Raw genomic sequence first — 23,523 nt, 5'->3', positions numbered from 1 at the left:
GGTAGGCGCGGCCAGGCGCGGGGGAAATCAGCGCTCTCAAAACATCAGCTTATGTTATTATTCAGTAAGAATTTAACAGTGCCCAATTTGGACAGTGGGTGTTGCCAGAGATAAATATTGCAAAATGTTAAATAACGATAAGCCGCTACGTAAGCTCAGCGTTATCGTTCCGTTGTATAATGCCGGGGCGATGTTCGAAGATTTTATGCGGTCATTGGTAGCGCAAACCCTTAAAGATTTGGAAATAATAATTGTTAACGACGGCTCCACCGATGGATCCGACGCCCTTGCACGGTTATATGCCGAGCGTTATGAAAATATTATTATCATCAACCAGCCCAATGGCGGTGTTTCAAGGGCGCGTAACGCCGGCATGGCCATAGCCCACGGGGAATATGTGACGTTCCCCGATGCGGACGACCGGCTTTATCCTGAACTGTACCGAACATTAGTGGACATGGCGCAACAAGATGACCTGGACGTGGCACAATGCAATGGCGAGCGGTATTTTATGGGGTCCGGGGAAATCAAAACATTGATTCCCCTCGACCGGTTAACCTCCACCGGCGTAATAGACGGTCCGACCTGGTTGCATAAAGCCCTGGCCACCAGACGCTATTTACATGTGGTCTGGCTGGGCATTTACCGGCTTTCCTTGATAAAGCAGCTTGACCTGCAGTTTGTGCCTGGTTTACATCATCAGGATATTCCATGGACCACGGAATTGATGTTTAACGCCCGCCGGGTGAGGTACACACAGGAAGTGCTGTATCGTTATTATATTCATGACCAATCCATCAGTAATCAAAAAAGAATTGGCATGAAAAATGTCGAATATCAGCGTCATTACATTCGCATTGCCGAATTACTGGAGGATATTAACCACCGGTACCATGGCAAGGTGAGAATGTACCGTGAATTTCATTTGCAGGTGACCCATGAGGCGTTATCCGTTTGCCATGCGGTGCGTCGAGAGCCGGATCCGGTGGCCAGGCAGCTTATCCTTAATGATATTTTCGCCAGCGGCACACATAAGCGCATGATTCGCAATGCCCGCGGCATAAAACAGTGGTATCAGCTTATGCTGTGGCTGCGAAGAATATATGCCTGGCGTAAGCCTGGATAATCCGCTTCTCTCCCGCCCTGTCTTGACCTAAAATCAACGCTGGATTTTCTTAGGTCAGACAACATGCCTATATCTCATAACGTATTACCGATCCCCGTTAAAAAAATTCTCCTGATTAAGCTACGCCATCACGGCGATATGTTGCTGACCACACCGGTTATCAATACCCTGCACCGGCAGTATCCCGCTGCTGAAATCGATATACTGTTATACAAGGAAACCGAGGCCATCCTGCGCTATCATCCGGCGCTGACACAAATCCATGTCATCGATCGGTTATGGAAAAAACAGGGCGTCAGACATCAAATCCACCAGGAAACCGCGTTGATAAAAGCCCTGCGATCGCGGCATTATGACATCGTGATTAATCTGGCCGACCAATGGCGCAGCGCGATAATCACTTATCTCAGCGGGGCGGCGGTGCGGATCGGTTTCGATTATCCGAAGCGGCAATCTTTTTTTTGGCGCCAGGCCCATAACCGGCTGGTTTCCACCGTTAACCACGGCCAACTGCACACCGTCGAACAAAATCTCAGCATTCTGGCACCGTTGGATATTCCCCTAATCGACCGTGGCACGTCGATGTATTACTCCCCTGCCGATGAGGCCCATCGTCAAACCTTGCTGTCATCCCGGGGCATCACCGGTGACTATGTGGTTATACAGCCCACCTCCCGCTGGGGCTATAAATGCTGGGATGATGAAAAGGTGGCGGAACTGATAGATGCGCTGCAGGAACAAGATTTACCCATCGTACTGACCGCCGCGCCGGATAAAAGCGAGCGCGATATGATCGGGCATATTCTGTCTTTATGCCATAATCCCCGGGTTGTCTCCCTGGCGGGGGAACTGACCTTAACGCAGCTGGCGTCTGTCATTGACGGTGCACGGCTGTTTATCGGGGTCGATTCGGCGCCCATGCATATGGCGGCCGCGTTGAATACGCCCTGCGTCGCCCTGTTCGGCCCCACCAAATTGACTTTTTGGCGGCCCTGGAGTGAGAACAGCACCGTCATCTGGGCCGGCGATTTTGCAGAGCTGCCGTCGCCGGACGACATCGATACAAAAACTGAACAACGTTATTTGAGCGCCATACCGGTGGATGCCGTCCTCCAGGCCGCACGGGGATATCTGTCATGAAAAAAATCCGGCTGGCGATTGTCCGGCAAAAATACCGTCCCGACGGCGGAGCGGAACGTTTTATTTCCCGCGCGCTGGAAGCCCTGGACAGCGAAGATCTTGAGTTGAATATACTGACCCGGCAATGGTCTGGGGAGCCGCGCCCGGATTGGCATGTTCATATTTGCAATCCGGCCAAATGGGGACGCATCTCCCGGGAGCGCGGTTTTGCCGACGCGGCAAAAAGGTGCTGGCAACGTGAACGGTTCGACCTGGTGCAAAGCCATGAACGTATCGCCGGGTGCGACGTATTTCGCGCCGGCGACGGCGTTCACAAGGTATGGCTTGAGCAGCGGGCGCGCATCGACACGCCGTGGCAGCAGTGGCTGACCTCCATGAGCGGCTATCATCGTTACGTGCTCGGGGCGGAAGAAGCGATGTTTCATTCAGCCTCGCTGAAAAAAATCATCTGCAACTCCGCCATGGTGATGAATGACATTATCCGCTGTTATCAGGTGCCGCCGGATAAATTCGCCCTGATTTACAACGCCATAGATTCGTCACGTTTTTACCCGTCAGGTCCTGAGCAACGCCGGATGGCCCGTGAGCGGCTTTCCCTGCCGGAGGAAGCCTGTACCTTGATTTATGTCGGGTCCGGCTTTGAGCGCAAAGGATTGCGACAGGCCATCGCAGCCATAGCCGCCACCGATCGTTACCTGGTTGTGGTGGGCCAGGACAAGCATCAAGCCAAATATCTTGCTTACGCCAGCAGCCTGGGGTGCCGGCAACGCATCCGTTTCGTCGGTATACAAAAGGACGTGTTACCCTTTTATCACGCGGCAGACGGTTTGATTCTGCCGACGCTGTACGATCCGTTCCCCAACGTGATATTGGAGGCCATGGCCTGCGGCTTGCCGGTGATTACCAGCGAGACTTGCGGCGGCGCCGAGTTTATCGAACCGGGGGTCGAGGGATATGTCTGCGACGCGCTGGATTTGAAAACGCTTACAGAATGGGTGAACGCCGTCCCGTTACGCCATCGGCGTCCCGAGATGGGCCTCGCCGCCCGCGAACGGGTTATAGAGTGCACGCCCGCCCGGTTGTCCAGTCAGCTGACTCAGCTGTACCGGCAACTGCTGGGAGATTAAAAGCACCGGATATCAATGAGGGATAGCCACTTATCTGTTAGCATGAATGCGCTTACCATACGATTCTAATTATTTGGTTAAAAACTAACTCAGCACATCGGTCGCCGTGCCCCTTACAATAGCTAACTATAATGATCTATAACGTAATCATCTATTTTATTCAGCCCTTTATATGGATCCGGTTATTATGGCGCAGTCGAAAAGCGCCGGCCTATCGCCGGCGTTGGGCGGAGCGCTACGGGTTTTGCCAAGGTAAAGTCAAACCGGGCGGCATTATGCTGCATTCGGTTTCGGTAGGTGAAACATTGGCCGCAATTCCCCTGGTGCGGGCCCTGCGCCACCGTTATCCCTTTTTACCCATCACCGTCACCACCATGACCCCCACCGGCTCCGAGCGCGTTCAGTCCGCGTTCGGCAAAGATGTGCATCACGTTTACCTGCCTTATGACCTGCCGGGGGCGATGAATCGTTTCCTTAACCAGGTCAATCCCAAGCTGGTGATCGTCATGGAAACCGAGCTGTGGCCTAATCTCATCAAAGCGCTTTATCGGCGAAAAATTCCCCTGGTGGTGGCAAATGCACGATTATCCGCCCGCTCCGCCGCCGGTTATAAAAAGTTCGGCGGTTTTACCGCCGGCATCATGGGAAAAATCACGCTCATCGCCGCGCAAAACGCGGAAGACGGCGAGCGCTTTTTGTCATTGGGGTTAAAACGTAATCAACTGGCGATGACCGGCAGCCTGAAATTCGATATTTCGGTCACTCCCGAGCTGGCGGCCAGGGCCTTGACACTGCGCCGCCAATGGGCGCCTCATCGCCCGGTATGGATCGCCACCAGTACCCATGAAGGGGAAGAGAGCCTGCTCTTACAGGCGCATCGCCAACTGTTGGCCGACTTTCCCAATCTATTGCTGATCTTGGTTCCACGCCATCCGGAGCGGTTTCCGGTGGCTAAAGAGATGACCCAACGAGCCGGTTTCAGCCTTACCACCCGCAGCTCCGGTGATGTGCCCTCGCCAGGTACGCAAGTGGTGATCGGCGATACCATGGGCGAGCTGATGCTGCTTTACGGCATTGCCGATATCGCCTTTGTCGGCGGCAGTCTGGTGGAACGGGGCGGTCACAATCCCCTGGAGGCCGCGGCCCACGCCATCCCGGTGTTGATGGGGCCGCACATCTTTAATTTCAGGGATATATGCAGCAAGCTGGCCGAAGCGGGCGGCCTGATTACCGTGACTGATGTCCCGACGCTTGTGAAAGAAATCACAACCCTGCTCACCGATGAGGATTACCGGTTATATTACGGCCGTCACGCGGTGGAGGTATTGCATCAGAACCAGGGCGCACTGCAACGGCTGCTACAATTGCTGGAGCCTTATTTGCCACAGCGGAGCCAGTAGATGCCGACGGTAAAACGTCTTTCCGTGGTCCTCATCACGCATAACGAAGCCGAGCTGCTGCCCGATTGCCTTGCATCGGTGGCGTGGGCAGATGAAATCGTGGTGCTGGACAGCGCAAGCACCGATCAAACCCGCCAAATAGCCGAGCAGCACGGTGCGAGGGTATTTTCGGCACCGGATTGGCCGGGCTTCGGCAAACAGCGCCAGCGGGCGCAGGAGCACGCTGCCGGGGATTATATTTTGATGCTCGACGCCGATGAACGGGTCACTCCCGAGCTGCGCCGGTCCATCGAAGAGGTATTGCGCCATCCGGCGCCGGATACGGTTTACAGCTGTGCCCGCTCTAACCTGTTCCTAGGCCGATTTATGCGCCACAGCGGCTGGTATCCAGACAAAGTAGCGCGGCTCTATGCCCGTGAAGCCTACCGTTATAACGACAGTCCGGTACATGAATCCCTCGACAGCCGGCAGGCCAACGTCATCACCCTGCGGGGTCACCTGCAGCACCTGACCTGCCGAGACCTGATAGCATTCCAGCGCAAGCAATTGCAGTACGCGGAAGCCTGGGCGCTGGAACGTCACCGCCAGCATAAAACCTGCGGCTTTATTTCCATCATCGGACACACCCTCGGGGCCTTTATCAAGACCTGGCTGCTGCGGGCCGGCTTCCTCGACGGTAAACAAGGTTGGTTGCTGTCGGTGGTGAACGCACAGTATACTTTTAACAAATATACCGCCCTATGGGCGTTGAGCCGTGCCAAGAGGGATGCATTATGACAACTAAGGCCATTTATCCCGGAACCTTCGATCCCTTCACCAACGGGCATCTGGATTTAGTGACCCGAGCCGCAAAAATGTTCGACCAGGTCATCTTGGCCATCGCCTTCAGCCCCAGCAAAAAGCCGCTGTTCACCCTGGAAGAACGGGTGGCGCTGGCAAAAGACGTTACCCGTCATTTAACCAACGTTGAAGTGGTGGGTTTCAGCGATTTGATGGCCAATTTCGCCCGGCAGCAGCACGCCAATATCCTGGTGCGCGGGTTAAGGGCGATTTCGGATTTTGAATATGAAATGCAGCTGGCGAAGATGAACCAGCATTTGATGCCGGAATTGGAAAGTGTTTTCCTGATGCCGGACCAGGAATGGTCATATATTTCATCATCCCTGGTAAAAGAAGTGGCTTTGCACGGCGGGGATGTGGATCATTTCTTGCCCCCGGCCATCGCGAAAGAAGTGAAACTACGGCTTCATCCCTGATTTAATGCTGGCAATGGGGGCAAAAAAAGCTGCTCCGCTGCCCGAGCCTGACGGTTTGAATAGGTGTACCGCACACCCTGCAGCTCTCGCCATCACGGCCATAAACCTGCAATTCCTGTGCAAAATAGCCCGGTTTACCGTCCGACTGCAGAAAATCACGCAGGGTAGTGCCGCCCTGCTCGATGGAGCGCAGTAATACCGCCTTGATGGTTCGCACCAGCAGTTCCGCCTCGGCAACGGTTATCGAACCGGCCGGCCGGACCGGCAGGATGCCCGCCACAAACAGCGACTCGCTGGCATAGATATTCCCTACTCCCACCACCAGCTTGTTATCCATCAGCCAGGGTTTAATCTGCGTGCGCTTATTTCGCGACTTGTCGAACAGCCATTGACCGTTAAACTCGTCGCTCAAGGGTTCCGGCCCCAGTTGGGAAAGCACCCGGCTGGTTTTAAGATCGTCGCTCCATAACCACGCCCCGAAGCGGCGAGGGTCGGTATAGCGGATAATGCAGCCGTTGCTCATGATTAAGTCCACATGATCGTGCTTTTCCGGCGGCTGCGGCTGCGGCAGGACACGCAGGCTGCCCGACATGCCCAGATGGATGATGATCCAGCCCGGATCCAGCTCCAACAGCAGGTATTTTGCCCGCCGCTGCACGCTGACCACCAGGGCGTCGCGCAGTGCGATGATTTCGCCGGATACCGGCCAGCGCAGACGCGCATTTCGCACCTCCGCCCGGACTATCCTCTGGCCGGCAACCCAAGGCTCAATGCCCCGGCGGCTGGTTTCAACCTCGGGTAACTCTGGCATGTCCGCCACCCTTTCTCAGTTAACATCAGGCAAAAAAAACCCGCCAAGGCGGGTTTTTATGCAACTCGCTAAAATTATTTGATTTTAGCTTCTTTGTAAATCACATGCTGGCGTACCACCGGATCGAATTTTTTCAATTCCAATTTTTCCGGTTTGGTGCGCTTGTTCTTCGTGGTGGTATAGTAGTGACCAGTACCAGCAGAAGAAACCAGCTTGATCTTCTCGCGAACACCTTTAGCCATGATTCATTTCCTTAATACTTTTCACCGCGGGCACGCAAATCGGTCAAAACCGTTTCGATGCCCTTCTTGTCGATTACACGCATACCTTTAGCAGATACACGCAGCGTAACAAAGCGTTTTTCGCTCTCAACCCAAAAACGGTGAGAGTGCAGGTTAGGCAGAAAACGGCGTTTGGTCGCATTCATTGCGTGGGAGCGGTTGTTGCCGCTCACCGGGCGCTTGCCAGTAACTTGGCAGACTCGGGACATGTCTATTCTCCAAAAATCAATCAGCTCGAGCTCAAAAAAAGGTGTCAGCCGCCTCGTCAGGCTTTAGAGCCCATCTCAGCACATTCACTGAGGAGAGACTTTCAACAGGTTTGAACCTGCTGAGATAGGCTCTCAACGCTACACCCAAGATTCTCAAAGGTGGCGTAGTATACGCTTTGAAGCGCAAGTGCTCAAGTCCCGCGCAAGCAAAGATCCCGGCGGATCGCAAGAATAAGGCTCACAACCACCCTCTTTCGGCAAAAGAGACGCACTCCCCGGCCCCGATGACCAAATGATCCAGTACACGGATATCCAGAAAAAGGCCGGCTTTCACTACCTGTTCGGTGACTTCGCGATCGGCGCGGCTGGGTTCGGCCCTACCGGAAGGATGATTGTGCGCCAAAATAATCGCCGCCGCATTGACTTTAAGCGCCTCGCGCAGGATTTCACGGGGATGGACCTCCACGCTGTTCACCGTGCCGTGGAATAACTCCATGTGTTTTATGAGATGGTGCTGGTTATCTAAAAACAACACCACGAAAACCTCCCGCTCTCGATGCGCCAGTAAAATCTGCAGGTAATTCTGCGCGATATCCGGGCTGGTCAGAGCGTCTTCGCGCATCAGGTGCGAACCGTAATACCGCTGGGCCATCTCCCGGATGGCCTGCAGCTGGGTAAATTTGGATATGCCCAGCCCTTTCGTGGCGCACAGGGTTTTGCGGTCAGCGGACATCAGTTTATCCAACGAGCCGAACCGGGCCATTAATTCTTCGGCGAGATAAATGACATGCGACCCCGGCAGGCCGGTTCGCAGAAACAACGCCAATAACTCCGTGTCGGACAGCGCCGACGGCCCGAACAAGGTTAACTTTTCCCTGGGCGCCATTCCATAGGGCCACGCCTTTTTGTTTCGTTTCGCCATAACCTTGCCCCCTCCTTTTGGCCGCCTATCATGACATCCGATGGAAACTTGCTCGACGGGCAGGTAGAAAAATTACGGCAGTCATTGCAAATCGCGATGGATTGCCTCAAAGAGACAAATGACGGTTAACCGAAGGGTTATGATAAAATGTTTCCTACTCAAGCTTTCAAGTGGACATTCGAGATGACGGAACTTGCCGGCAAGCATATTGTACTTGGCATAAGCGGCGGCATCGCCGCCTACAAGAGCCCTGAACTGGTGCGTCGTTTACGTGACAGAGGCGCCGAGGTGCGGGTGGTCATGACGCCTGCGGCGAAGGCGTTTATCACCCCGCTGACGCTGCAGGCGGTTTCGGGTCATCCGGTAGCCGACGATTTGCTGGATCCCGCCGCCGAAGCCGCGATGGGACACATAGAACTGGGTAAATGGGCCGATTTGGTCCTGCTGGCCCCGGCCACCGCCGATGTGCTGGCCCGCATTGCGGCGGGGATGGCCAATGACCTGGTCACCACGATTTGCCTCGCCACCTCCGCCCGCATCGCCGTGGCGCCGGCCATGAACCAGCAAATGTACCGGGCAACCGCCACCCAGGCCAACCTGCAGACACTGGCGGCCCGCGGCGTACTGTTATGGGGTCCGGATAACGGCAGCCAGGCCTGCGGCGACGTTGGCCCGGGCCGGATGCTGGATCCCCTCGAGCTGGTGGACCGGGCGCGCCGTCATTTTACCGTCGACCGCAGCCTGGAACATCTCAACATCATGGTGACCGCCGGCCCCACCCGTGAGTCCCTTGATCCGGTGCGTTACATCAGCAATCACAGCTCCGGCAAGATGGGGTTCGCCATTGCCAAGGCGGCGGCGGACCGGGGCGCCCATGTCACGCTGGTGACCGGTCCGGTGGATTTACCTACCCCGGCCAACGTTTGGCGCGTCAACGTCACCAGCGCGCTGGAGATGCAGGACGCGGTGATGAATGATATCGGGCAACAGCAGATTTTTATCGGCTGCGCCGCGGTGGCGGATTATCGCGCCATACAAACCGCCAATGAAAAAATTAAAACCCAGGGTGACGAAATCACCATAAAAATGATAAAAAACCCTGATATTGTGGCTGAGGTGGGGGCCATGACCAAAAATCGCCCGTATGTGGTCGGATTTGCCGCCGAAACACAGAATATGGAAGAATACGCCCGGCAAAAGCGCATCAAGAAAAATCTCGATTTGATTTGCGCCAACGACGTATCCCGCCCCGGCGAGGGATTTAACAGTGAAACCAATTCCTTGCATTTATTTTGGCAGGACGGTGACACCCTTTTACCGCTAAGCGATAAGACCGTGCTTGGTCAACAATTAATCGACGAGATTGTCAGCCGTTATGAAGAAAAAAATCGACGTTAAAATCCTTGATCGCCGCATCGGCGAACAATTTCCATTGCCGGCCTACGCCACCGAGGGCTCCGCCGGCCTGGATTTACGCGCCTGTCTCGATAGCGCCGTGGTCTTGGCGCCGGGTGAAACCACACTGGTTCCCACCGGCCTGGCCATTCATATCGCCGATCCGTCGCTGGCGGCGGTGGTGCTGCCCCGTTCCGGGCTGGGACACAAGCACGGCATAGTATTGGGTAACCTGGTGGGACTCATCGATTCCGATTACCAGGGGCCGCTGATGGTCTCGGTGTGGAACCGTGGCCAGCAGGTCTTTACCATTGAACCGGGCGAGCGCCTCGCGCAGATGGTCTTCGTACCCGTAGTGCAGGTGGAATTTAACCTGGTGGATGATTTTACCGCAAGCGAGCGCGGTGAAGGCGGTTTCGGTCATTCCGGACGCCACTAGTCCTTGATGGAAGCGTTAACGGAGGCGTTAACAGGCAAGCCTTCCCCGGCATCGATAATCCACGTTTTTCATTTTAACGCCGTCTCACAGGGTGATGTTACGGCCGATGCCTGATGTTGATTCAATTTGATATTTATTACCCAGGGACCCGTTAGGTATGACAGAACAAAAAAACAAGAAGCGTAATCGCCGCGAGGAGATTCTTCAGGCATTGGCGCAGATGCTTGAATCCAGCGACGGCAGTCAACGGATTACCACCGCTAAACTGGCGGCGGCGGTGGGGGTGTCGGAAGCGGCGCTTTACCGCCACTTCCCCAGTAAAACCCGTATGTTCGACAGCCTGATAGAATTTATCGAAGACAGTTTGAGCAGCCGTATCAACCTTATCCTGCAGGATGAAAAGGAAACCTTCAATCGTCTTCGCATGATTCTGCAGCTGATCCTGGGTTTTGCCGAACGCAACCCCGGCCTGACGCGCATCATGACCGGCCATGCCCTGATGTTCGAACAGGACAGGCTGCAGGGCCGCATCAATCAGCTTTATGAACGCATAGAGGTGCAGCTGCGCCAGGTGTTGCGGGAGCGCAAGCTGCGTGAAGGCCAAGGGTTTGAAAGTGATGAAGCCCTGCTGGCCAGTCAACTGCTGGCCTATTGTGAGGGATTGCTGGCGCGTTTTGTCCGCACCGAGTTCAAGTACCTGCCGACGCAGGACTTTGAAGCGCGCTGGCCGCTGCTGCTGGCTCAGTTAAAGTAAATGCCGCCCGGAGCGGCAACATCTTTACACCGCATTGATGCTATTAACGCACACCTTACACGCCGTACTGATGCTGATAGGCGCGCACCGCCGCCAAATGATCGGCCATCTCGTTTTTTTCTTCCAGATAATCGATAAGATCGTCCAGGGTAATGATAGCCAGCACCCGGCAGTGATAATCCCGCTCCACTTCCTGAATGGCCGAAATGTCCCCACGGCCCTTTTCCCGCCGATCGAGAGAAATCAATACCCCGGCAAGGGTGGCCTTATTAGCGGCGATGATTTCCATGGATTCGCGGATGGCGGTGCCGGCGGTAATCACATCATCAACCAGCATGATATTACCCTGCAAAGGGCTGCCCACCAGGCTGCCCCCCTCACCGTGATCCTTGGCTTCCTTGCGATTAAAACAGTAGGGCACATCGCGCTCATAGTGCTCCGCCAGGGCCACCACCGTGGTGGTGGCGATGGGAATGCCCTTATAAGCCGGCCCGAACACCAGATCGAAATCAATCCCGGAATCCACCAGCGCGGCGGCGTAAAAACGGCCCAGCAGCGCCAGATCGCGGCCGGTGTTAAAAAGACCGGCGTTGAAAAAATAGGGACTTTTGCGCCCTGACTTCAGCGTAAATTCGCCAAATTTAAGCACCTGTTTATTTAACGCGAACTCTATAAACTCACGCTGGTAGTCTTTCATATGCACTCCTTCCTGCCCATAGGACGGCTTCGCGCCGCCCCACTTCGTTATACCGACAGCGCCGCTTTCTGTGCCTGAATCAGGGTTTCGATACCCCCGCGAGCCAGTTCAAGCAAGCCAAGCAGCTCCTGCTGACTGAACGGCTCTCCTTCGGCGGTACCCTGTACTTCTATCATCCGGCCGTCTTCCAGCATCACCACATTCATGTCGGTTTCCGCCGTGGAATCTTCCACGTATTCCAAATCGCACACCGCACGGCCCGCCACAATACCCACCGATATGGCCGCCACAAAACCCTTGAAGGGGCTGGCCTTCAGCTGTCCTTCTCTCACCATGCCGTTAAGGGCATCCACCAGCGCCACGCAGGCGCCGGTAATGGACGCGGTACGGGTACCACCGTCGGCCTGCAGTACATCGCAGTCAAGGGTAATGGTATATTCGCCGAGTTTGGTTAAATCCACCGCGGCGCGCAGGGAGCGGGCTATCAGACGCTGGATTTCCATGGTCCGGCCACCCTGCTTGCCGCGAGAGGCTTCCCGAGCGTTGCGGGTGTGGGTTGCCCGGGGCAACATGCCGTATTCGGCGGTGACCCAGCCTTGTCCCTGCCCTTTAAGAAAACGCGGCACGCCTTCTTCCACCGTGGCAGTGCAAAGCACCCGGGTATCGCCGAATTCAATCAGCACCGAACCTTCGGCATGTTTGGTGAAATGGCGGGTAATGGTGACGGGGCGCACTTGCTGTATTTCTCTGCCTGCTGGACGCATTGGGTCTCTCCGGGCTGGTAAATCATGTATTGGCTGCGCATTATACGGTCTTCGGCGCCTTATGCCTATCATGCTCGCCCATGCGACGCTATAATCCCCCCATCTTTTTTAATGGACGGGTATGTTTATGATCCGCAGTATGACCGCTTTCGCCCGACGTGAGATCAAGGGCAGCTGGGGCAATGCCACCTGGGAGTTACGCTCTGTCAATCAACGCTATCTGGAAACCTATATCCGGTTACCGGAACAATTTCGCGGGCTGGAACCGGCCATTCGTGAACGCACCCGCAATCGCCTAACCCGCGGTAAAATTGAATGCAATTTGCGTTTTGAGGCTAATCCTCACATGCAAAGCGCGTTAATCCTGAACGAAGCCCTGGCGAAGCAGCTGGTGGAAGCCGCCCAGTGGGTCAAGATGCAAAGCGACGAGGGTGAAATAGACCCGATGGAAATTTTGCGTTGGCCCGGCGTTATGGCGGCGGAAGAACAGGATTTAGACGCCATAAGCGCCGAACTGCTGGCGGCCCTGGATCAGACCCTGGATGATTTTATCCTGGTGCGTGAAACCGAAGGCGCCGCAATGAAGCTGATGATTGAGCAGCGCTTGGCGAATGTCAGCGCCGAAGTCGCCAAGGTGCGTCAGCAAATGCCCGATATCCTGGTGTGGCAGCGGGAACGCCTGCTGGCCAAAATGGAAGACGCCAAGGTTCAGCTGGAGAACAATCGCCTCGAGCAGGAACTGGTGCTTCTCGCCCAGCGCATCGATGTCTCCGAGGAGCTGGATCGCCTGGAAGCCCACGTCAAAGAAACCTACAACATCCTCACTAAAAAAGAAGCCGTCGGCCGCCGCCTGGATTTTATGATGCAGGAATTTAATCGGGAATCGAACACGCTGGGATCGAAGTCCATCAATGCCAGCGTGACAACGTCGGCCATTGAGTTAAAGGTACTGATTGAGCAGATGCGGGAGCAGATACAGAATATCGAGTGATTACCGCACATATCCACTGATTAACACAATGCCCTGTTTTCAGGGCTTTTTTGTCGCCATCCGCTTCTACTACGTTTCACCTCAATCCACCAAAATCCATCCCCAAGCGATCGGCGCTATCGCTATGAAGAGCGGTTAGACGTGCTTTTCTTATCGGTACGGTAGTTTGTTTTAGTAAAACTTTTTAGATATGCGAATCTTATAGTTTCTTTTTTGTCAGCCTTAGCAGCTGAGTCATTGATTGCATTATACATTTTAAAATCGAACCAAGAAAGATGAGATATTTCATTTACACCTACAATGATATTCAAATCCTGAACGGTTTCTTTTTTTCGTGTTTTAACAGTAGGCAACGATTTTACAGTTATTTCACCAGGATAAAAATTTGTGAAATTAATAAGAAGGGTATCTTTATCTCTAAATCCAGACATTAAAGGAAAAAATGAAATATAATTATTAGGACCTTCATTTTCGGTTGGTTCCTCAAGTCCGTTTATGATACCCACATAAACCTTTCGTGATGATAAATTTATTAATACTGGCTTCTTTGGGCTAGATTCCATTGCATCAAGTAACATTGAATCCAAAGAGCCTGAAATTATGGTTTGTCGCAATACTCTAGCATTTGCTGCTTAACTTAACTTAACTTAACTTAACTTACCATAAATATTCCTTTTATAAAATATACCACATGTAACATTAACAAACCATACGAAGCTCACCCATAGAATTGCAGATAAAATACTTGATAATGATAAAATGATCAACCAAGCATAGATCCTATCTGAATTAAAATTTTTAGTGATTTTGAAATTATCCGTCAATAAATAAACCATATGAATATTGGGAAATGTACATTTTACAAAAAATGCGACAAGGACCGAGAAGTCAGACAATAGGTGCCATTTGCAGCAACCTTAAGATAAAGAAGTTGTCCATCATATCTATGTAATCTAAAATAATGGTATGGATCACCCATTATAATAATATAGCCATTCACTAAAATGGGAATAAGTAGCAATGCTAGCAATTATCACTTCCTTAAAGTTGCTAAATCCTTTTTGACTATTTCAGCAGCCATACGTTGCATATCTTTAACTTCTGGTAATTGTGCTATCTCTTCAGAAGGAATGTATGCACCACCTTGGCCGACAACGCGCATGTAGCCAATTGACTGCTTCGATGAAGGCCTCGTAAATAATCCACGCTGCAAACTTTTCATGAATCAATCCCCCTTTACAAGCAACAACGCCACAGCTTTTACCTTAAAGTTAAGATTAAGCTAAGGCCGGCCCGTTAGCAATAACCTTTGGTCGAAAAAAGCCCGGGCGGGATCCATTCTTAACTAACACTAGCCCCTGCAGCTGGTAGGTGTTATGCGACGCATGAGTAGCAATATCCTGCATCACCTTCTCCACCCCGGTCACATAGTTCAGCGATCACACCAACTCTACCGTCGGCGCGCTTCGGTATCCCATTCCCCAATCGTGGGTGATCGGACCTGAAAGATCCGACCGGCATTTCGTTGCCCACTCTCTGTCCTAGGTTCACAGCAAAGGAATAATAGTGAAGGAGTATAATGGCATGTTGGGTCTCAATGATTCCTTAATGGTTCCCTATAGTGTCAAAACTCTTTTACCGGAATGCTGAAAGCGATTATACAATCAACATCGAAGCATAACGTTATCGGAAAACACTCTATTTATAAGCTGCCCGACCAGTATATGCAGCTATTTTATCCAAGCAACGCGACGCTTACCATTAAATCCATACGCATTAGGAATAGTTGCATGAGGGTATATTTTCCTGGTCGTGCCATGCTAAGTGGTTGTCGTTCTGATCAATATTTCCAACGAGGGCAACGCGCTTACGGCTTTATTCGTTATTGTGGCTGTTTTCTATAATAATAGTGTGCCAATCGGTGGTAGCGGCCATATACTGGAAAGTTTTACGGTGATTCCAGTTACCAGCGAAAAGAATTTTTTACCGTTTGGCACAGTATTTATGGACATACGTAGACAAATCTGATTCATTTAGTGAAGCATTTTAGCTTCCCGTTTGTGTACATAAATGCTTGCCGGATGTTATAGGGATGTCTGATCTGGGCTACGTCCCTCAATAAAGCCAGCTTCAGGTTTCATTAGACGCTAGGGCAATTATCTTTTTGCTTTTTCATAATAAAATAACATAGCCGATGGTCATATGTGGTCAGGACCGACTCAAAAGAAACGGGCTTATAGCCCCTCTTGAGATACATGCCACAGGCAGGTAAAGATGCATCCAGTCTGATTTCTTCACTGTAACCGAACACCAATGTCTCAAGCTTGTCCATCATGAAACTGCCCAGTCCTTTGCCCTGAAATAATGGCAATACAAACAGCCTGCATATTTCATTAGCTTTAATGCTTCCTGTGGCGACTGCCTTTCCTTGAGTGCTAAGAATATATACCCCTCCAGCATCAACGGCACCTCTGATATTGTCTGTAGAATGATACTTCAAAAAAAATTCAACAACGCCACCTGGATAATATTTCGGATATGTAGTGGTTATTGTCTTCCGAACAATTTCTGCGATGGTGGCAACATCCTTTCTTTCGGCGATGTAAAACATCTTATCAGTCCCTCTCGTTTTGCATTTTTTGCCTGATTTGTGAGGAATAACAACTTTTATTGTTTTTTTTGATCTGATTACACGATACTTTGTTTAAATAAGTTTTGTCAGCTAGAATAATCTTGCAGGCCACTGCATAAAGTCACTTTTACGCTGAATATCAATGTCGTTCAATAGCCGCAAACATACTGGCTTTCATGGGCCTCACCCGGACTCAATACGGGCTCAGCAGGATACCATTTTTGTCTGTTCCCAATGAATATAAGCCGCCACGTCTGGTTGGCCTTTGCCCGTGGTCATATATTTAATAACAGCAACAAACGGACAGCCTTCTTGGTTACGAGGGCGTTTTTCAATCGTAACGGCATATCGCTCAGATAAATACGATAAGCAGGAAAATTTGTCGTTAGAAGCCGCTTCCGGCGATAAAATCATTTCTCAGCTAGCACAGTATTTACGAATATTGCTGGGCAATACAGAGTCATCGCGTTAAGCAGTTCAGTGTTGATATGTAACGATAAAGCCACTCTGTAATCACACCGGCAAAAGCCAATCCGTTACTGCGACAACTTCGCTTTCAGTCTGGCTTCCTTTAAACGAAATGGCAGCATGATAATCTCGGCATAGTGGATAACTCAGCGATGATTTTCATGCCGATGATTGAAAAGAGGACATACGATGTGTACATTTGATATGTACATCTCAGGAGAAACAGCATGCTTACGTATACCTCAACCCAAGCCAGGGCCAATATTTCAGATGTGCTGGATGCTGCAACCCATGGCGAGCCGGTTGAAATCACTCGTCGGGACGGCAGTGCCGCCGTGGTGATCAGCAAAGCGGAATTCGAAGCTTACCAGAATGCCAAACTGGATGCGGAGTTTGATCACATCATGCAACGCCATGGCCGTACCCTAGAGGCGCTGACTAACCGATGAATTGGGTGAGCGCACAGGACGTTGTCGCTTTCCACGATCGAATATTGCAAAACTTGCCGGGCATTATTGGGATGCCTGACCCTGGTCGGGCGGACGCCATTATCTACCGGGTACAGAACCGCTGCCACTATGAAGGGATAACGGACATTTTTGAGCTGGCCGCCACATACTGGGTGGCAATCGCTCGCGGTCATATTTTCAATGACGGCAACAAGTGAACAGCCTTTTTCGTTACGATGACGTTTCTTTATCGCAATGGCATAACGATCCGCGATAACGACGTTATGCTGGAAAATTTGACGGTAGAGGCTGCTACCGGCGAGCAAACCGTTTCTCAGTTAGCACAGCATTTACGCGCATTAGCGGATATTAGTGCTTCATCTCGTTGAGCACTTCAGCTTTCTGTGTAATTAAGCGTGTACTTAGTGAAAAGTCTGATTAATAAGTTTCTAAAAAATCAAAGCGCATATCCCTTTACTCAACATTCAGATACATTTCGTCAAATTCTTTATAGCCCACTCGCACCCCGTTAAATAACAACGCCAACCGGATAGTTTTTTTAAGAATGATGCCTATTTAGCTGCTTCATTGACCCTGGCTTCAACGTCACTGCACATTTTCATCAGTTGGTCGAAAGGCATTGCGTCGCCAACCATCACATCATCATCCAACATCGCTGCGTAATCTTCCGCAAGGGCATCGCGAGCTTTGCCATCAGGGACAATGTTGAGATACCCCTGCGTCGCACCGGCGTAATCGATAACTGCACCACCAGCATCCTTCTCTATGAAGAAAAAAGATTTGTGCTGAGCGACAGATTTCGCGACATTGCGATCGGTAACGGCATCGGTAAAATGTTGGCTGCGCGCGATTGCGGCAAGATCGTGCCAATGCCGCGCATATCGCTCTCCGTGAATGCGGCCTTGTGCACAATAGACATGTGCCGCAGTGGCTTTTTCCCAGAATGTGCGCGCTATGCTCATGACCAATGGTGAAGCCGCTGGAAATGACACTCCCGATAAATGCCCTTCCATGTCACAGACTACTGGCATTACGTGGTGAGGTTCGCCAGTGGCACGCCCACCAAACTCCAGCGTGATAACGGGGGTAATATAGCCGGTACCTTTGGCAATAGCGGGATAATGTAGAAGTAACTTATCGTTATCCTTTCCACTAATTTCGACCTTCGCATCCAGCCCGTCTCGTACCAACGATGCTTCGATAACTGGCTGCACACTCTCCTTAATCCACACAGGTAGACGATGCCGCACAGCTTTTGTCCATTTGCTGGCCTGGTTACGGCTGGCGGGTAAATTACCGCCATCATCGACCATATCCGCGAGCAGCTTGTGAATATTATATGTGAGGTCGAGATCTTCAGAGAAACGATCAATAACTTTGTAGACTTTCGACAATGATGTGCCGCCTTTGAAGGTTAAATCAGAGGATAAGGGTGACTCAAACAATGCGTTTAAAGCCCATACTACCCACACATCTTTTTCGAGCAAATGGACTGGACGACCTGTTCGCGAGCGAACATATTCCATTGCTTCACGCCTGTCATCTTCAGAAAGGTCAAAAAAATAATCAGCCACGCGAGGCTTCCTTACCAATTGCCTGGGCCATCCAGGACGGTAGCGCCGCCCGTGAAGCTGCCAGGGCACGCCACTCTATGCTTGGAAGGGTACTATGCAGCGATATCAGAGACTCGCCGACATGGGTCGGTCCCAACCAAGCCAGAGCACGTACCGCCGCACCCGCCGGCCCTGAGCCCAAGGCTAACATCCAGCGCGGGGCATGCTTCACGAGTATTTCCGAACGGCCTAACATCAACTTACGGGTTCGCCCGGAAGTGAGATAAACCTCCCGGATCGGCACCTGCTGCGTCAACCCCAGCGCGTTGGCGGCACTGGCACCATGGGCAACGACTATCTCACCACTTTGCTCTGCCATCGCCTTGATGATTTTCTCCGGAGAAGGCGCGCGAGACCCAAACCGGCCGGAAATAGGAACCGCATAGGTGCCTCGCGCTACACGTAAAAGCTTACCTGCTTTGACCAGCCTGGAGAATGCTTGGTCAACCGCCGCCCGGCTACCTAGGTGTAGGAATTCCTTAGGCGACAGTACCCCGCCTTCCAGGAGGCCTTTTGCCTGCAGCATGATAGATTCGGGTAATGTGGTCATAAGCGTTGCCTCCATATGTCAGAAGTATACATTATTTTCTGACATATTGAAAACAAGTAAGGTAGCCGTATCAGCAATGTTACTAGCTGGAAACGGGTTAAGGCGCTAATTAAAAATGAATTATTTGAAAGCTAAATTAACTGAAAAGAGCTCGATACAAAATGTACCGTTGAGCTCTTTTACGTTTTCCCAGTCAGAGAAACATGGACTTAGAAATATCCAATCAGCTTGTTGCTCGGCCAGCAAGGCCCTGGCTTAATGCAGTACCTTCCTTTCAGGAATATCATCAATCCTGCTATTCACGATTAATTCCATGGCTTCGATGCCCCACTCCGTCAATTGTGGTGGTTCGGTAAGAAAATCAGGGACAACCATATCACGTAAAAACTCACAGGCGTATTCCGGGCCGTGTTCCAAGCCATATTCAATTATATGATCAGCTTCAACTTGCCAAGCGATTTTAATTTCAAGTGTATCCAATGCCAATGGTTTGCTTACCCCTTTGGAAAAGCAAAAATTTTGATAAGCCAGTGCGGCAACACGACGATAGAGGGCAATACGAAGTTCGGTGGTGAGAATGGCGGTATTCATAAAACAATCTCCATGGAGTAACCATCGTTACTACCACCTGAGCTGCAAATCTCTTGGGTGGTAGCTCAAACAGGGTTTGCAGTCCTGGCTCCATGAATCCCAGTCAACCCGAAAGTTGCCCCGCTTGAGCTACCATTGTTTGCTGCCATACATATTAACGGATTAATACGACAAAAACAGGTTGATCAAGCTTTTGAGATAATAAAAATACGCTGGCGCGTTCGCCATGGAGCTCATCGGGCTGCAAATCCCGACTGCCGATTTATCGACAGCAAAGGAATAATATTAAATTTCGAATACAAAATGAAGCAAGTTCAGCAGAGAAATAGCTTTGTTTAACAGATATTTATTGCATAAACAAATTACTGGTTGAATCAACACTTCATGAATATGATAAATTATATTTTAATTAATGTTAGGGCCACGATCTTTCCCTGCATTCATACCGGAACTGAAATCCCGTCGACAGGTTCTCCACGGCCTCAGACAGCAAGTGCTCTTCTCTCATCTGTTCACACCTTCTCTTTGTTCATGAATCATGAACGCGTTAATTACATGAATAGACGAGGCTTTACGCAATGAAAGATATAAAGATCACTCACACGTGGCTTCCTTACCCATTGTCCAGAGCCATCCTTAAAGAACATCAAAGAGGGTAATTGACATAGTTCGCTACCGAACTATAATCGTTTGGTAGCGAACTATGGAGACATCGGATGGACAGCACCAAACACAACTCTGCCGGAGCCTGGGCCAAGAAATACCATCTTGCGGCCCGTTCGGTGATCGAGGTGACTTTGCGGCCCTACGACCTTGGCTCGACGCAGTGGTACGTTTTATGGCATTTGGTTCATGATGGACCGATGGCGCAGCGCGAGCTTCTGGCGCTTTTGCAGGTGGAAAAAGCCACGCTGAGCGGGGTCGTCTCCGCACTGGTACGCAAATCGCTTGTGAAGCAGACAACTGACTTTTCAGACCAGCGCCAGAAACTGCTGTCGATGACCCCCGCCGGACGGGCTCTGTGGCAGGCTCTGCCCAACCCTATCGATCTCATTCTGAAAACCGCCTTCGCGGGTATCCCCGAGGACGATCTCGCCACCGTCGTGCGCGTGCTGAGCACCTGCACCGGACGGCTGAATAACCTACTGCAGAAAGGAAACAAATCATGATGACTATCCTCGTCACCGGCGGTACCGGCTTGGTGGGCACCCGCCTGCTGCCCCGGCTTGTGGCAGCGGGAATCAACTGCCGCGTTCTGGTCCGCGCCGGTAAGACCGTCCCCTTGGGCGTGACGGCGGCAGTGGGCGATATCCTCGATCCGGCTTCGCTGGCCGCGGCGGTGAAGGGAGTGGATGCCGTAGTCCACCTTGCCGCCATCCTGCGCACGCCCGAGCCCGAAAATATCTGGGCCGCCAATCTTGAAGGCACGCGCAATCTGATTGCGGCGGTCAATGCCGATGCGCCAAAGGCGCGGTTAATCATGGCAAGCACCGGCCTGGTCTACAACGAGGACAGCCTGCGACCCGCCTTGGAAGATGATGAGGTTGCGCCAAAACGCGATTACCCGGCCAGCAAAGTGGCGGCCGAGAAGCTGCTGCGGGAGAGTAGATTGGAGTGGTCTATCCTGCGGTTTGGCTTCGTCTATGGCGACGGCGACGGTCATTTGCGGCAGATCCCGCATATCGCGCAGCTCCTGAAGCTTCATCCCGCCAACCGGCTGAGCATGATTCACCATCGCGACATCGCCGCGTTGGTTAAGATGTCGCTAAATGGCGCTTTTGACGGTCGGATCCTGAACACGGTGGATGAGGCGCCCATGACTATCTTCGAGCTCTGCAATATCATCGGCGCACCGATGGAACCGGCAGCCACACCACTGACCCATCCCTGGTCGGGAGTGCTGGACGGATCCCTGGCGCAGAGCCTGGGATTCCGGCCCGAGGTAGCGACGACCTGGCAAGCCGCCCGAGAAGGCGCGCTCTGAGGCCTTATGTTTCACGTCTTGCTATTTCATTAATGATGCATAACCATCTAGTATGCCCCATTAATAGAACAAGTTGCTTGCTTTTATTCAAACTCATCCCCATTATGTTCTATAAATAGGTCACAACTAAGGTCCACGCCTCATTAATGAAACAGGATCATGACCATGGCTAAACCCTTCACTCGTACATACTCCCGCTATAGCCGCGATGCGGCTCGGTTGCTCGGGTTGATGATCCGCAATGCGCGGATCGAGCGTGAACTGACGATAGAAGAATTGGCAGAGCGAGCAGGCGTCTCGCGCGGACTGGTCTATCGCGCCGAAGAAGGTGATATGGGATGCGCGATTGGCGCCGTTTTTGAACTTGCCGCCATCGCCGGCGTTCCCCTTTTCTCGTCAGATCAATCAATGATGGCTGTGCATAAAGCAAACGCGGAGAAAACGCTCTCACTTCTGCCCCGTGCTGTTCATCATCCGAAGAAGGTGGTGAAGGATGACTTCTAGAAAAGCAGTAGACGAGACCTATGTCTGGATCTGGTTACCTGGGGAGACGAAGCCCGTGGTTGCCGGCCTGCTGAGCCGAGAAACCGACCGGCTCATCTTCAACTATGGCCGCAGCTACCTTGAACGTAACAATGCCATACCGATCTATGAGCCTGAGCTGCCGTTAATGCGTGGCGCCATTCCGCCTGCGACGGGGCTGAACCTGGCGGGTGCACTACGCGATGCGGCGCCTGACGCATGGGGGCGTCGTGTCATTCTTAATCGGTTGGTGGGCGCCAAGGACATGGACAGCGGTATGCTGGATGAACTGACATATCTTATTGAATCCGGTTCGGACAGAATTGGCGGTCTCGATTTTCAGGCATCGCCGTCAGTATATATACCGCGCGCCGCCCGGGCCGCCTCTCTTGCAGAACTGATGAGTGCAGCAGAAATGGTGGAGAACGGTGTGCCGCTGACGCCAGATCTTGATCAGGCTCTTTTTCATGGGAGTTCTCTGGGAGGCGCGCGACCGAAAGCCATGATTGAAGCTGAAGACCGAAAATTCATCGCAAAGTTCTCGTCCTCGACTGATACCTACAATGTTGTTAAAGCCGAATACATCGCCATGCGGCTGGCTGCGGATGTTGGCTTGCAAGTAGCCCCTGTGCACTTTCGCCATGTGGCAGGCAAGGATGTTATCCTCATCGAGCGTTTTGATCGCTCGAAGGCTGACGATGGCTGGCAGCGCCGAATGATGGTCTCGGCGCTGACCCTTTTCGGCCTGGATGAGATGATGGCGCGATATGCAAGCTATGAAGAACTTTCAGATATCATCCGTCAACGCTTCGATGAGCCCAAAGCAACGCTGCGCGAGTTGTTCGGCCGCCTGGTTTTCAATATTATCTGTGGCAACACTGACGATCATGCCCGGAACCACGCTGCATTCTGGGATGGCAAAGTTCTGAAACTCACACCGGCCTACGATATCTGCCCACAAAATCGGACAGGTAACGAGGCAACGCAAGCGATGCTGATCATCGGCGATAACAGATTGAGCAATCTTGCCGTTTGCCTGGATGCGGCCCCGAAGTTTTTGCTTAGCAAAATCGAAGCCGGTGAAATCATAACGCATCACATCGAAACCGTACGTGTGCGCTGGGCAAGTATTTGCGATGAAGCCGAATTAAGCCAAGTAGATCGCAAACTGTTTTGGGAACGAATGTTTCTCAACCCTTTTATTTTTGAAGGTACGCCGAAGCCCATATCACAGCTGGCATAAGTCTGTTGAATTGACTGTTTCTCCTGCGACTTAAAAATCCGGCAATTCCGTGCCCGCATTGACTTTCCACGGATTTCAGCTATTCCTTAATGAGTTAAGAACTAAATTTTAAACCTCGCCAATTTATTATCAAAATAA

Annotated in this window: 27 protein-coding genes and 1 pseudogene; 16 read left to right on the top strand and 12 right to left on the bottom strand. The window is 51.9% G+C overall.

What is annotated here, in order from left to right:
• The first annotated feature begins 124 nt into the window (after positions 1-124).
• The 6 genes from HB631_RS17545 (at position 125) to coaD (ending at position 6,049) form a co-directional block, all read left to right on the top strand.
• Entirely contained in the window at positions 125-1,126 is a 1,002-nt protein-coding gene (locus HB631_RS17545; protein WP_213992469.1) for a glycosyltransferase, read from the top strand.
• A 63-nt stretch (positions 1,127-1,189) separates the two neighbouring features.
• Positions 1,190-2,266: a putative lipopolysaccharide heptosyltransferase III gene (rfaQ, locus tag HB631_RS17540; protein ID WP_213992468.1), complete on the top strand. Its 1,077-nt coding sequence runs from the start codon at positions 1,190-1,192 to the stop codon at positions 2,264-2,266.
• Positions 2,263-3,393 (top strand): glycosyltransferase family 4 protein, encoded by a 1,131-nt coding sequence (locus HB631_RS17535; protein ID WP_213992467.1) that lies wholly within the window; start codon positions 2,263-2,265, stop codon positions 3,391-3,393. The genes rfaQ and HB631_RS17535 overlap by 4 nt, the downstream gene beginning before the upstream one ends.
• A 131-nt stretch (positions 3,394-3,524) precedes the next feature.
• Positions 3,525-4,793 carry a lipid IV(A) 3-deoxy-D-manno-octulosonic acid transferase gene (gene waaA / locus HB631_RS17530; protein WP_213992466.1) on the top strand — a complete coding sequence of 423 codons (1,269 nt, stop codon included), beginning with the start codon at positions 3,525-3,527 and terminating at the stop codon, positions 4,791-4,793.
• Entirely contained in the window at positions 4,794-5,570 is a 777-nt protein-coding gene (locus tag HB631_RS17525) for a glycosyltransferase family 2 protein (protein ID WP_213992465.1), read from the top strand. It begins immediately after the preceding gene.
• A complete protein-coding gene (gene coaD / locus HB631_RS17520; RefSeq protein ID WP_213992464.1) occupies positions 5,567-6,049 on the top strand; it encodes a pantetheine-phosphate adenylyltransferase in 483 nt (160 codons plus the stop codon). Before HB631_RS17525 ends, coaD begins: the two co-directional genes overlap by 4 nt.
• 1 nt (position 6,050) lies before the next feature.
• On the opposite strand, the gene mutM is transcribed toward coaD, so the two are convergent.
• The 4 genes from mutM to radC form a co-directional block, all read right to left on the bottom strand.
• Positions 6,051-6,860: a bifunctional DNA-formamidopyrimidine glycosylase/DNA-(apurinic or apyrimidinic site) lyase gene (gene mutM, locus HB631_RS17515; RefSeq protein WP_213992463.1), complete on the bottom strand. Its 810-nt coding sequence runs from the start codon at positions 6,858-6,860 to the stop codon at positions 6,051-6,053.
• A gap of 74 nt (positions 6,861-6,934) precedes the next feature.
• Positions 6,935-7,102, bottom strand: coding sequence for a 50S ribosomal protein L33 (gene rpmG, locus HB631_RS17510; RefSeq protein WP_026738454.1), 168 nt, complete (start codon positions 7,100-7,102; stop codon positions 6,935-6,937).
• A gap of 11 nt (positions 7,103-7,113) precedes the next feature.
• Entirely contained in the window at positions 7,114-7,350 is a 237-nt protein-coding gene (gene rpmB / locus HB631_RS17505) for a 50S ribosomal protein L28 (RefSeq protein WP_132924257.1), read from the bottom strand.
• A gap of 238 nt (positions 7,351-7,588) precedes the next feature.
• Positions 7,589-8,272, bottom strand: coding sequence for a DNA repair protein RadC (gene radC / locus HB631_RS17500; protein WP_255557081.1), 684 nt, complete (start codon positions 8,270-8,272; stop codon positions 7,589-7,591).
• 183 nt (positions 8,273-8,455) lie between these two features.
• Between radC and coaBC the strand changes: the two genes are divergently transcribed.
• The 3 genes from coaBC to slmA all read left to right on the top strand — a co-directional run bounded on the left by coaBC (position 8,456) and on the right by slmA (position 10,860).
• Positions 8,456-9,670, top strand: coding sequence for a bifunctional phosphopantothenoylcysteine decarboxylase/phosphopantothenate--cysteine ligase CoaBC (gene coaBC / locus HB631_RS17495; protein WP_213992462.1), 1,215 nt, complete (start codon positions 8,456-8,458; stop codon positions 9,668-9,670).
• Positions 9,648-10,106: a dUTP diphosphatase gene (dut, locus tag HB631_RS17490; protein ID WP_213992461.1), complete on the top strand. Its 459-nt coding sequence runs from the start codon at positions 9,648-9,650 to the stop codon at positions 10,104-10,106. Before coaBC ends, dut begins: the two co-directional genes overlap by 23 nt.
• Before the next feature lie 157 nt (positions 10,107-10,263).
• Entirely contained in the window at positions 10,264-10,860 is a 597-nt protein-coding gene (gene slmA, locus HB631_RS17485) for a nucleoid occlusion factor SlmA (RefSeq protein ID WP_213992460.1), read from the top strand.
• A 55-nt stretch (positions 10,861-10,915) separates the two neighbouring features.
• Here the strand turns inward: slmA and pyrE are convergent, their stop codons facing one another.
• Positions 10,916-11,557, bottom strand: coding sequence for an orotate phosphoribosyltransferase (gene pyrE / locus HB631_RS17480; RefSeq protein ID WP_213992459.1), 642 nt, complete (start codon positions 11,555-11,557; stop codon positions 10,916-10,918).
• A gap of 47 nt (positions 11,558-11,604) precedes the next feature.
• Positions 11,605-12,321 carry a ribonuclease PH gene (rph, locus tag HB631_RS17475; RefSeq protein WP_213992458.1) on the bottom strand — a complete coding sequence of 239 codons (717 nt, stop codon included), beginning with the start codon at positions 12,319-12,321 and terminating at the stop codon, positions 11,605-11,607.
• A gap of 127 nt (positions 12,322-12,448) precedes the next feature.
• On the opposite strand from rph, the gene HB631_RS17470 reads away from it, so the two are divergent.
• Positions 12,449-13,312 carry a YicC/YloC family endoribonuclease gene (locus HB631_RS17470; RefSeq protein ID WP_213992457.1) on the top strand — a complete coding sequence of 288 codons (864 nt, stop codon included), beginning with the start codon at positions 12,449-12,451 and terminating at the stop codon, positions 13,310-13,312.
• A gap of 122 nt (positions 13,313-13,434) precedes the next feature.
• Here HB631_RS17470 and HB631_RS17465 read toward each other — a convergent pair whose 3' ends face one another.
• The 3 genes from HB631_RS17465 to HB631_RS17455 all read right to left on the bottom strand — a co-directional run bounded on the left by HB631_RS17465 (position 13,435) and on the right by HB631_RS17455 (position 15,923).
• Positions 13,435-13,890 carry a hypothetical protein gene (locus tag HB631_RS17465; RefSeq protein WP_213992456.1) on the bottom strand — a complete coding sequence of 152 codons (456 nt, stop codon included), beginning with the start codon at positions 13,888-13,890 and terminating at the stop codon, positions 13,435-13,437.
• Positions 13,891-14,345: 455 nt separating this feature from the next.
• Positions 14,346-14,534: a hypothetical protein gene (locus HB631_RS17460; RefSeq protein ID WP_213992552.1), complete on the bottom strand. Its 189-nt coding sequence runs from the start codon at positions 14,532-14,534 to the stop codon at positions 14,346-14,348.
• A gap of 918 nt (positions 14,535-15,452) precedes the next feature.
• The gene (locus HB631_RS17455; protein ID WP_213992455.1) at positions 15,453-15,923 is read right to left on the bottom strand and encodes a GNAT family N-acetyltransferase; all 471 of its coding nucleotides are present in this window, start codon (positions 15,921-15,923) and stop codon (positions 15,453-15,455) included.
• A gap of 716 nt (positions 15,924-16,639) precedes the next feature.
• Between HB631_RS17455 and HB631_RS17450 the strand changes: the two genes are divergently transcribed.
• Complete coding sequence (locus HB631_RS17450) at positions 16,640-16,861, top strand: type II toxin-antitoxin system Phd/YefM family antitoxin (protein WP_213992454.1); 222 nt, start codon at positions 16,640-16,642, stop codon at positions 16,859-16,861.
• A pseudogene (locus HB631_RS17445) lies at positions 16,858-17,250 on the top strand (type II toxin-antitoxin system death-on-curing family toxin). The gene HB631_RS17450 and the pseudogene HB631_RS17445 overlap by 4 nt, the downstream one beginning before the upstream one ends.
• A 183-nt stretch (positions 17,251-17,433) precedes the next feature.
• Here the strand turns inward: HB631_RS17445 and HB631_RS17440 are convergent.
• From HB631_RS17440 to HB631_RS17430, 3 genes are all read right to left on the bottom strand, one after another.
• A complete protein-coding gene (locus HB631_RS17440) occupies positions 17,434-18,456 on the bottom strand; it encodes a nucleotidyl transferase AbiEii/AbiGii toxin family protein (RefSeq protein ID WP_213992453.1) in 1,023 nt (340 codons plus the stop codon).
• The gene (locus HB631_RS17435; protein ID WP_255557092.1) at positions 18,449-19,021 is read right to left on the bottom strand and encodes a DUF6088 family protein; all 573 of its coding nucleotides are present in this window, start codon (positions 19,019-19,021) and stop codon (positions 18,449-18,451) included. Before HB631_RS17435 ends, HB631_RS17440 begins: the two co-directional genes overlap by 8 nt.
• Before the next feature lie 279 nt (positions 19,022-19,300).
• Positions 19,301-19,636: a DUF5375 family protein gene (locus HB631_RS17430; RefSeq protein ID WP_213992451.1), complete on the bottom strand. Its 336-nt coding sequence runs from the start codon at positions 19,634-19,636 to the stop codon at positions 19,301-19,303.
• A 716-nt stretch (positions 19,637-20,352) separates the two neighbouring features.
• Here HB631_RS17430 and HB631_RS17425 point away from each other — a divergent pair.
• From HB631_RS17425 to HB631_RS17410, 4 genes are all read left to right on the top strand, one after another.
• Positions 20,353-20,805: a MarR family winged helix-turn-helix transcriptional regulator gene (locus HB631_RS17425; RefSeq protein WP_213992450.1), complete on the top strand. Its 453-nt coding sequence runs from the start codon at positions 20,353-20,355 to the stop codon at positions 20,803-20,805.
• The gene (locus tag HB631_RS17420) at positions 20,802-21,620 is read left to right on the top strand and encodes an NAD(P)-dependent oxidoreductase (RefSeq protein ID WP_213992449.1); all 819 of its coding nucleotides are present in this window, start codon (positions 20,802-20,804) and stop codon (positions 21,618-21,620) included. Before HB631_RS17425 ends, HB631_RS17420 begins: the two co-directional genes overlap by 4 nt.
• A 165-nt stretch (positions 21,621-21,785) precedes the next feature.
• Complete coding sequence (locus tag HB631_RS17415) at positions 21,786-22,124, top strand: helix-turn-helix transcriptional regulator (RefSeq protein WP_213992448.1); 339 nt, start codon at positions 21,786-21,788, stop codon at positions 22,122-22,124.
• Positions 22,114-23,385 carry a HipA domain-containing protein gene (locus tag HB631_RS17410; protein WP_213992447.1) on the top strand — a complete coding sequence of 424 codons (1,272 nt, stop codon included), beginning with the start codon at positions 22,114-22,116 and terminating at the stop codon, positions 23,383-23,385. Before HB631_RS17415 ends, HB631_RS17410 begins: the two co-directional genes overlap by 11 nt.
• The last annotated feature ends 138 nt before the right edge of the window (positions 23,386-23,523 follow it).

The sequence above is a fragment of the Sodalis sp. dw_96 genome (genome assembly GCF_018449575.1).
In the GTDB taxonomy this organism is placed as follows: Bacteria; Pseudomonadota; Gammaproteobacteria; order Enterobacterales; family Enterobacteriaceae; genus Acerihabitans.
This window is presented reverse-complemented; position numbering and strand designations above follow the sequence as displayed.

Excerpts from the sequence above, each read along its gene's own strand:
- HB631_RS17545 (WP_213992469.1), top strand. The coding sequence starts at position 125 with ATGTTAAATAACGATAAGCCGCTACGTAAGCTCAGCGTTATCGTTCCG.
- rfaQ (WP_213992468.1), top strand. The coding sequence starts at position 1,190 with ATGCCTATATCTCATAACGTATTACCGATCCCCGTTAAAAAAATTCTC.
- HB631_RS17535 (WP_213992467.1), top strand. The coding sequence starts at position 2,263 with ATGAAAAAAATCCGGCTGGCGATTGTCCGGCAAAAATACCGTCCCGAC.
- waaA (WP_213992466.1), top strand. The coding sequence starts at position 3,525 with ATGATCTATAACGTAATCATCTATTTTATTCAGCCCTTTATATGGATC.
- HB631_RS17525 (WP_213992465.1), top strand. The coding sequence starts at position 4,794 with ATGCCGACGGTAAAACGTCTTTCCGTGGTCCTCATCACGCATAACGAA.
- coaD (WP_213992464.1), top strand. The coding sequence starts at position 5,567 with ATGACAACTAAGGCCATTTATCCCGGAACCTTCGATCCCTTCACCAAC.
- mutM (WP_213992463.1), bottom strand. The coding sequence starts at position 6,860 with ATGCCAGAGTTACCCGAGGTTGAAACCAGCCGCCGGGGCATTGAGCCT.
- rpmG (WP_026738454.1), bottom strand. The coding sequence starts at position 7,102 with ATGGCTAAAGGTGTTCGCGAGAAGATCAAGCTGGTTTCTTCTGCTGGT.
- rpmB (WP_132924257.1), bottom strand. The coding sequence starts at position 7,350 with ATGTCCCGAGTCTGCCAAGTTACTGGCAAGCGCCCGGTGAGCGGCAAC.
- radC (WP_255557081.1), bottom strand. The coding sequence starts at position 8,272 with ATGGCGAAACGAAACAAAAAGGCGTGGCCCTATGGAATGGCGCCCAGG.
- coaBC (WP_213992462.1), top strand. The coding sequence starts at position 8,456 with ATGACGGAACTTGCCGGCAAGCATATTGTACTTGGCATAAGCGGCGGC.
- dut (WP_213992461.1), top strand. The coding sequence starts at position 9,648 with ATGAAGAAAAAAATCGACGTTAAAATCCTTGATCGCCGCATCGGCGAA.
- slmA (WP_213992460.1), top strand. The coding sequence starts at position 10,264 with ATGACAGAACAAAAAAACAAGAAGCGTAATCGCCGCGAGGAGATTCTT.
- pyrE (WP_213992459.1), bottom strand. The coding sequence starts at position 11,557 with ATGAAAGACTACCAGCGTGAGTTTATAGAGTTCGCGTTAAATAAACAG.
- rph (WP_213992458.1), bottom strand. The coding sequence starts at position 12,321 with ATGCGTCCAGCAGGCAGAGAAATACAGCAAGTGCGCCCCGTCACCATT.
- HB631_RS17470 (WP_213992457.1), top strand. The coding sequence starts at position 12,449 with ATGATCCGCAGTATGACCGCTTTCGCCCGACGTGAGATCAAGGGCAGC.
- HB631_RS17465 (WP_213992456.1), bottom strand. The coding sequence starts at position 13,890 with ATGTTACTTGATGCAATGGAATCTAGCCCAAAGAAGCCAGTATTAATA.
- HB631_RS17460 (WP_213992552.1), bottom strand. The coding sequence starts at position 14,534 with ATGAAAAGTTTGCAGCGTGGATTATTTACGAGGCCTTCATCGAAGCAG.
- HB631_RS17455 (WP_213992455.1), bottom strand. The coding sequence starts at position 15,923 with ATGTTTTACATCGCCGAAAGAAAGGATGTTGCCACCATCGCAGAAATT.
- HB631_RS17450 (WP_213992454.1), top strand. The coding sequence starts at position 16,640 with ATGCTTACGTATACCTCAACCCAAGCCAGGGCCAATATTTCAGATGTG.
- HB631_RS17435 (WP_255557092.1), bottom strand. The coding sequence starts at position 19,021 with ATGCTGCAGGCAAAAGGCCTCCTGGAAGGCGGGGTACTGTCGCCTAAG.
- HB631_RS17430 (WP_213992451.1), bottom strand. The coding sequence starts at position 19,636 with ATGAATACCGCCATTCTCACCACCGAACTTCGTATTGCCCTCTATCGT.
- HB631_RS17425 (WP_213992450.1), top strand. The coding sequence starts at position 20,353 with ATGGACAGCACCAAACACAACTCTGCCGGAGCCTGGGCCAAGAAATAC.
- HB631_RS17420 (WP_213992449.1), top strand. The coding sequence starts at position 20,802 with ATGATGACTATCCTCGTCACCGGCGGTACCGGCTTGGTGGGCACCCGC.
- HB631_RS17415 (WP_213992448.1), top strand. The coding sequence starts at position 21,786 with ATGGCTAAACCCTTCACTCGTACATACTCCCGCTATAGCCGCGATGCG.
- HB631_RS17410 (WP_213992447.1), top strand. The coding sequence starts at position 22,114 with ATGACTTCTAGAAAAGCAGTAGACGAGACCTATGTCTGGATCTGGTTA.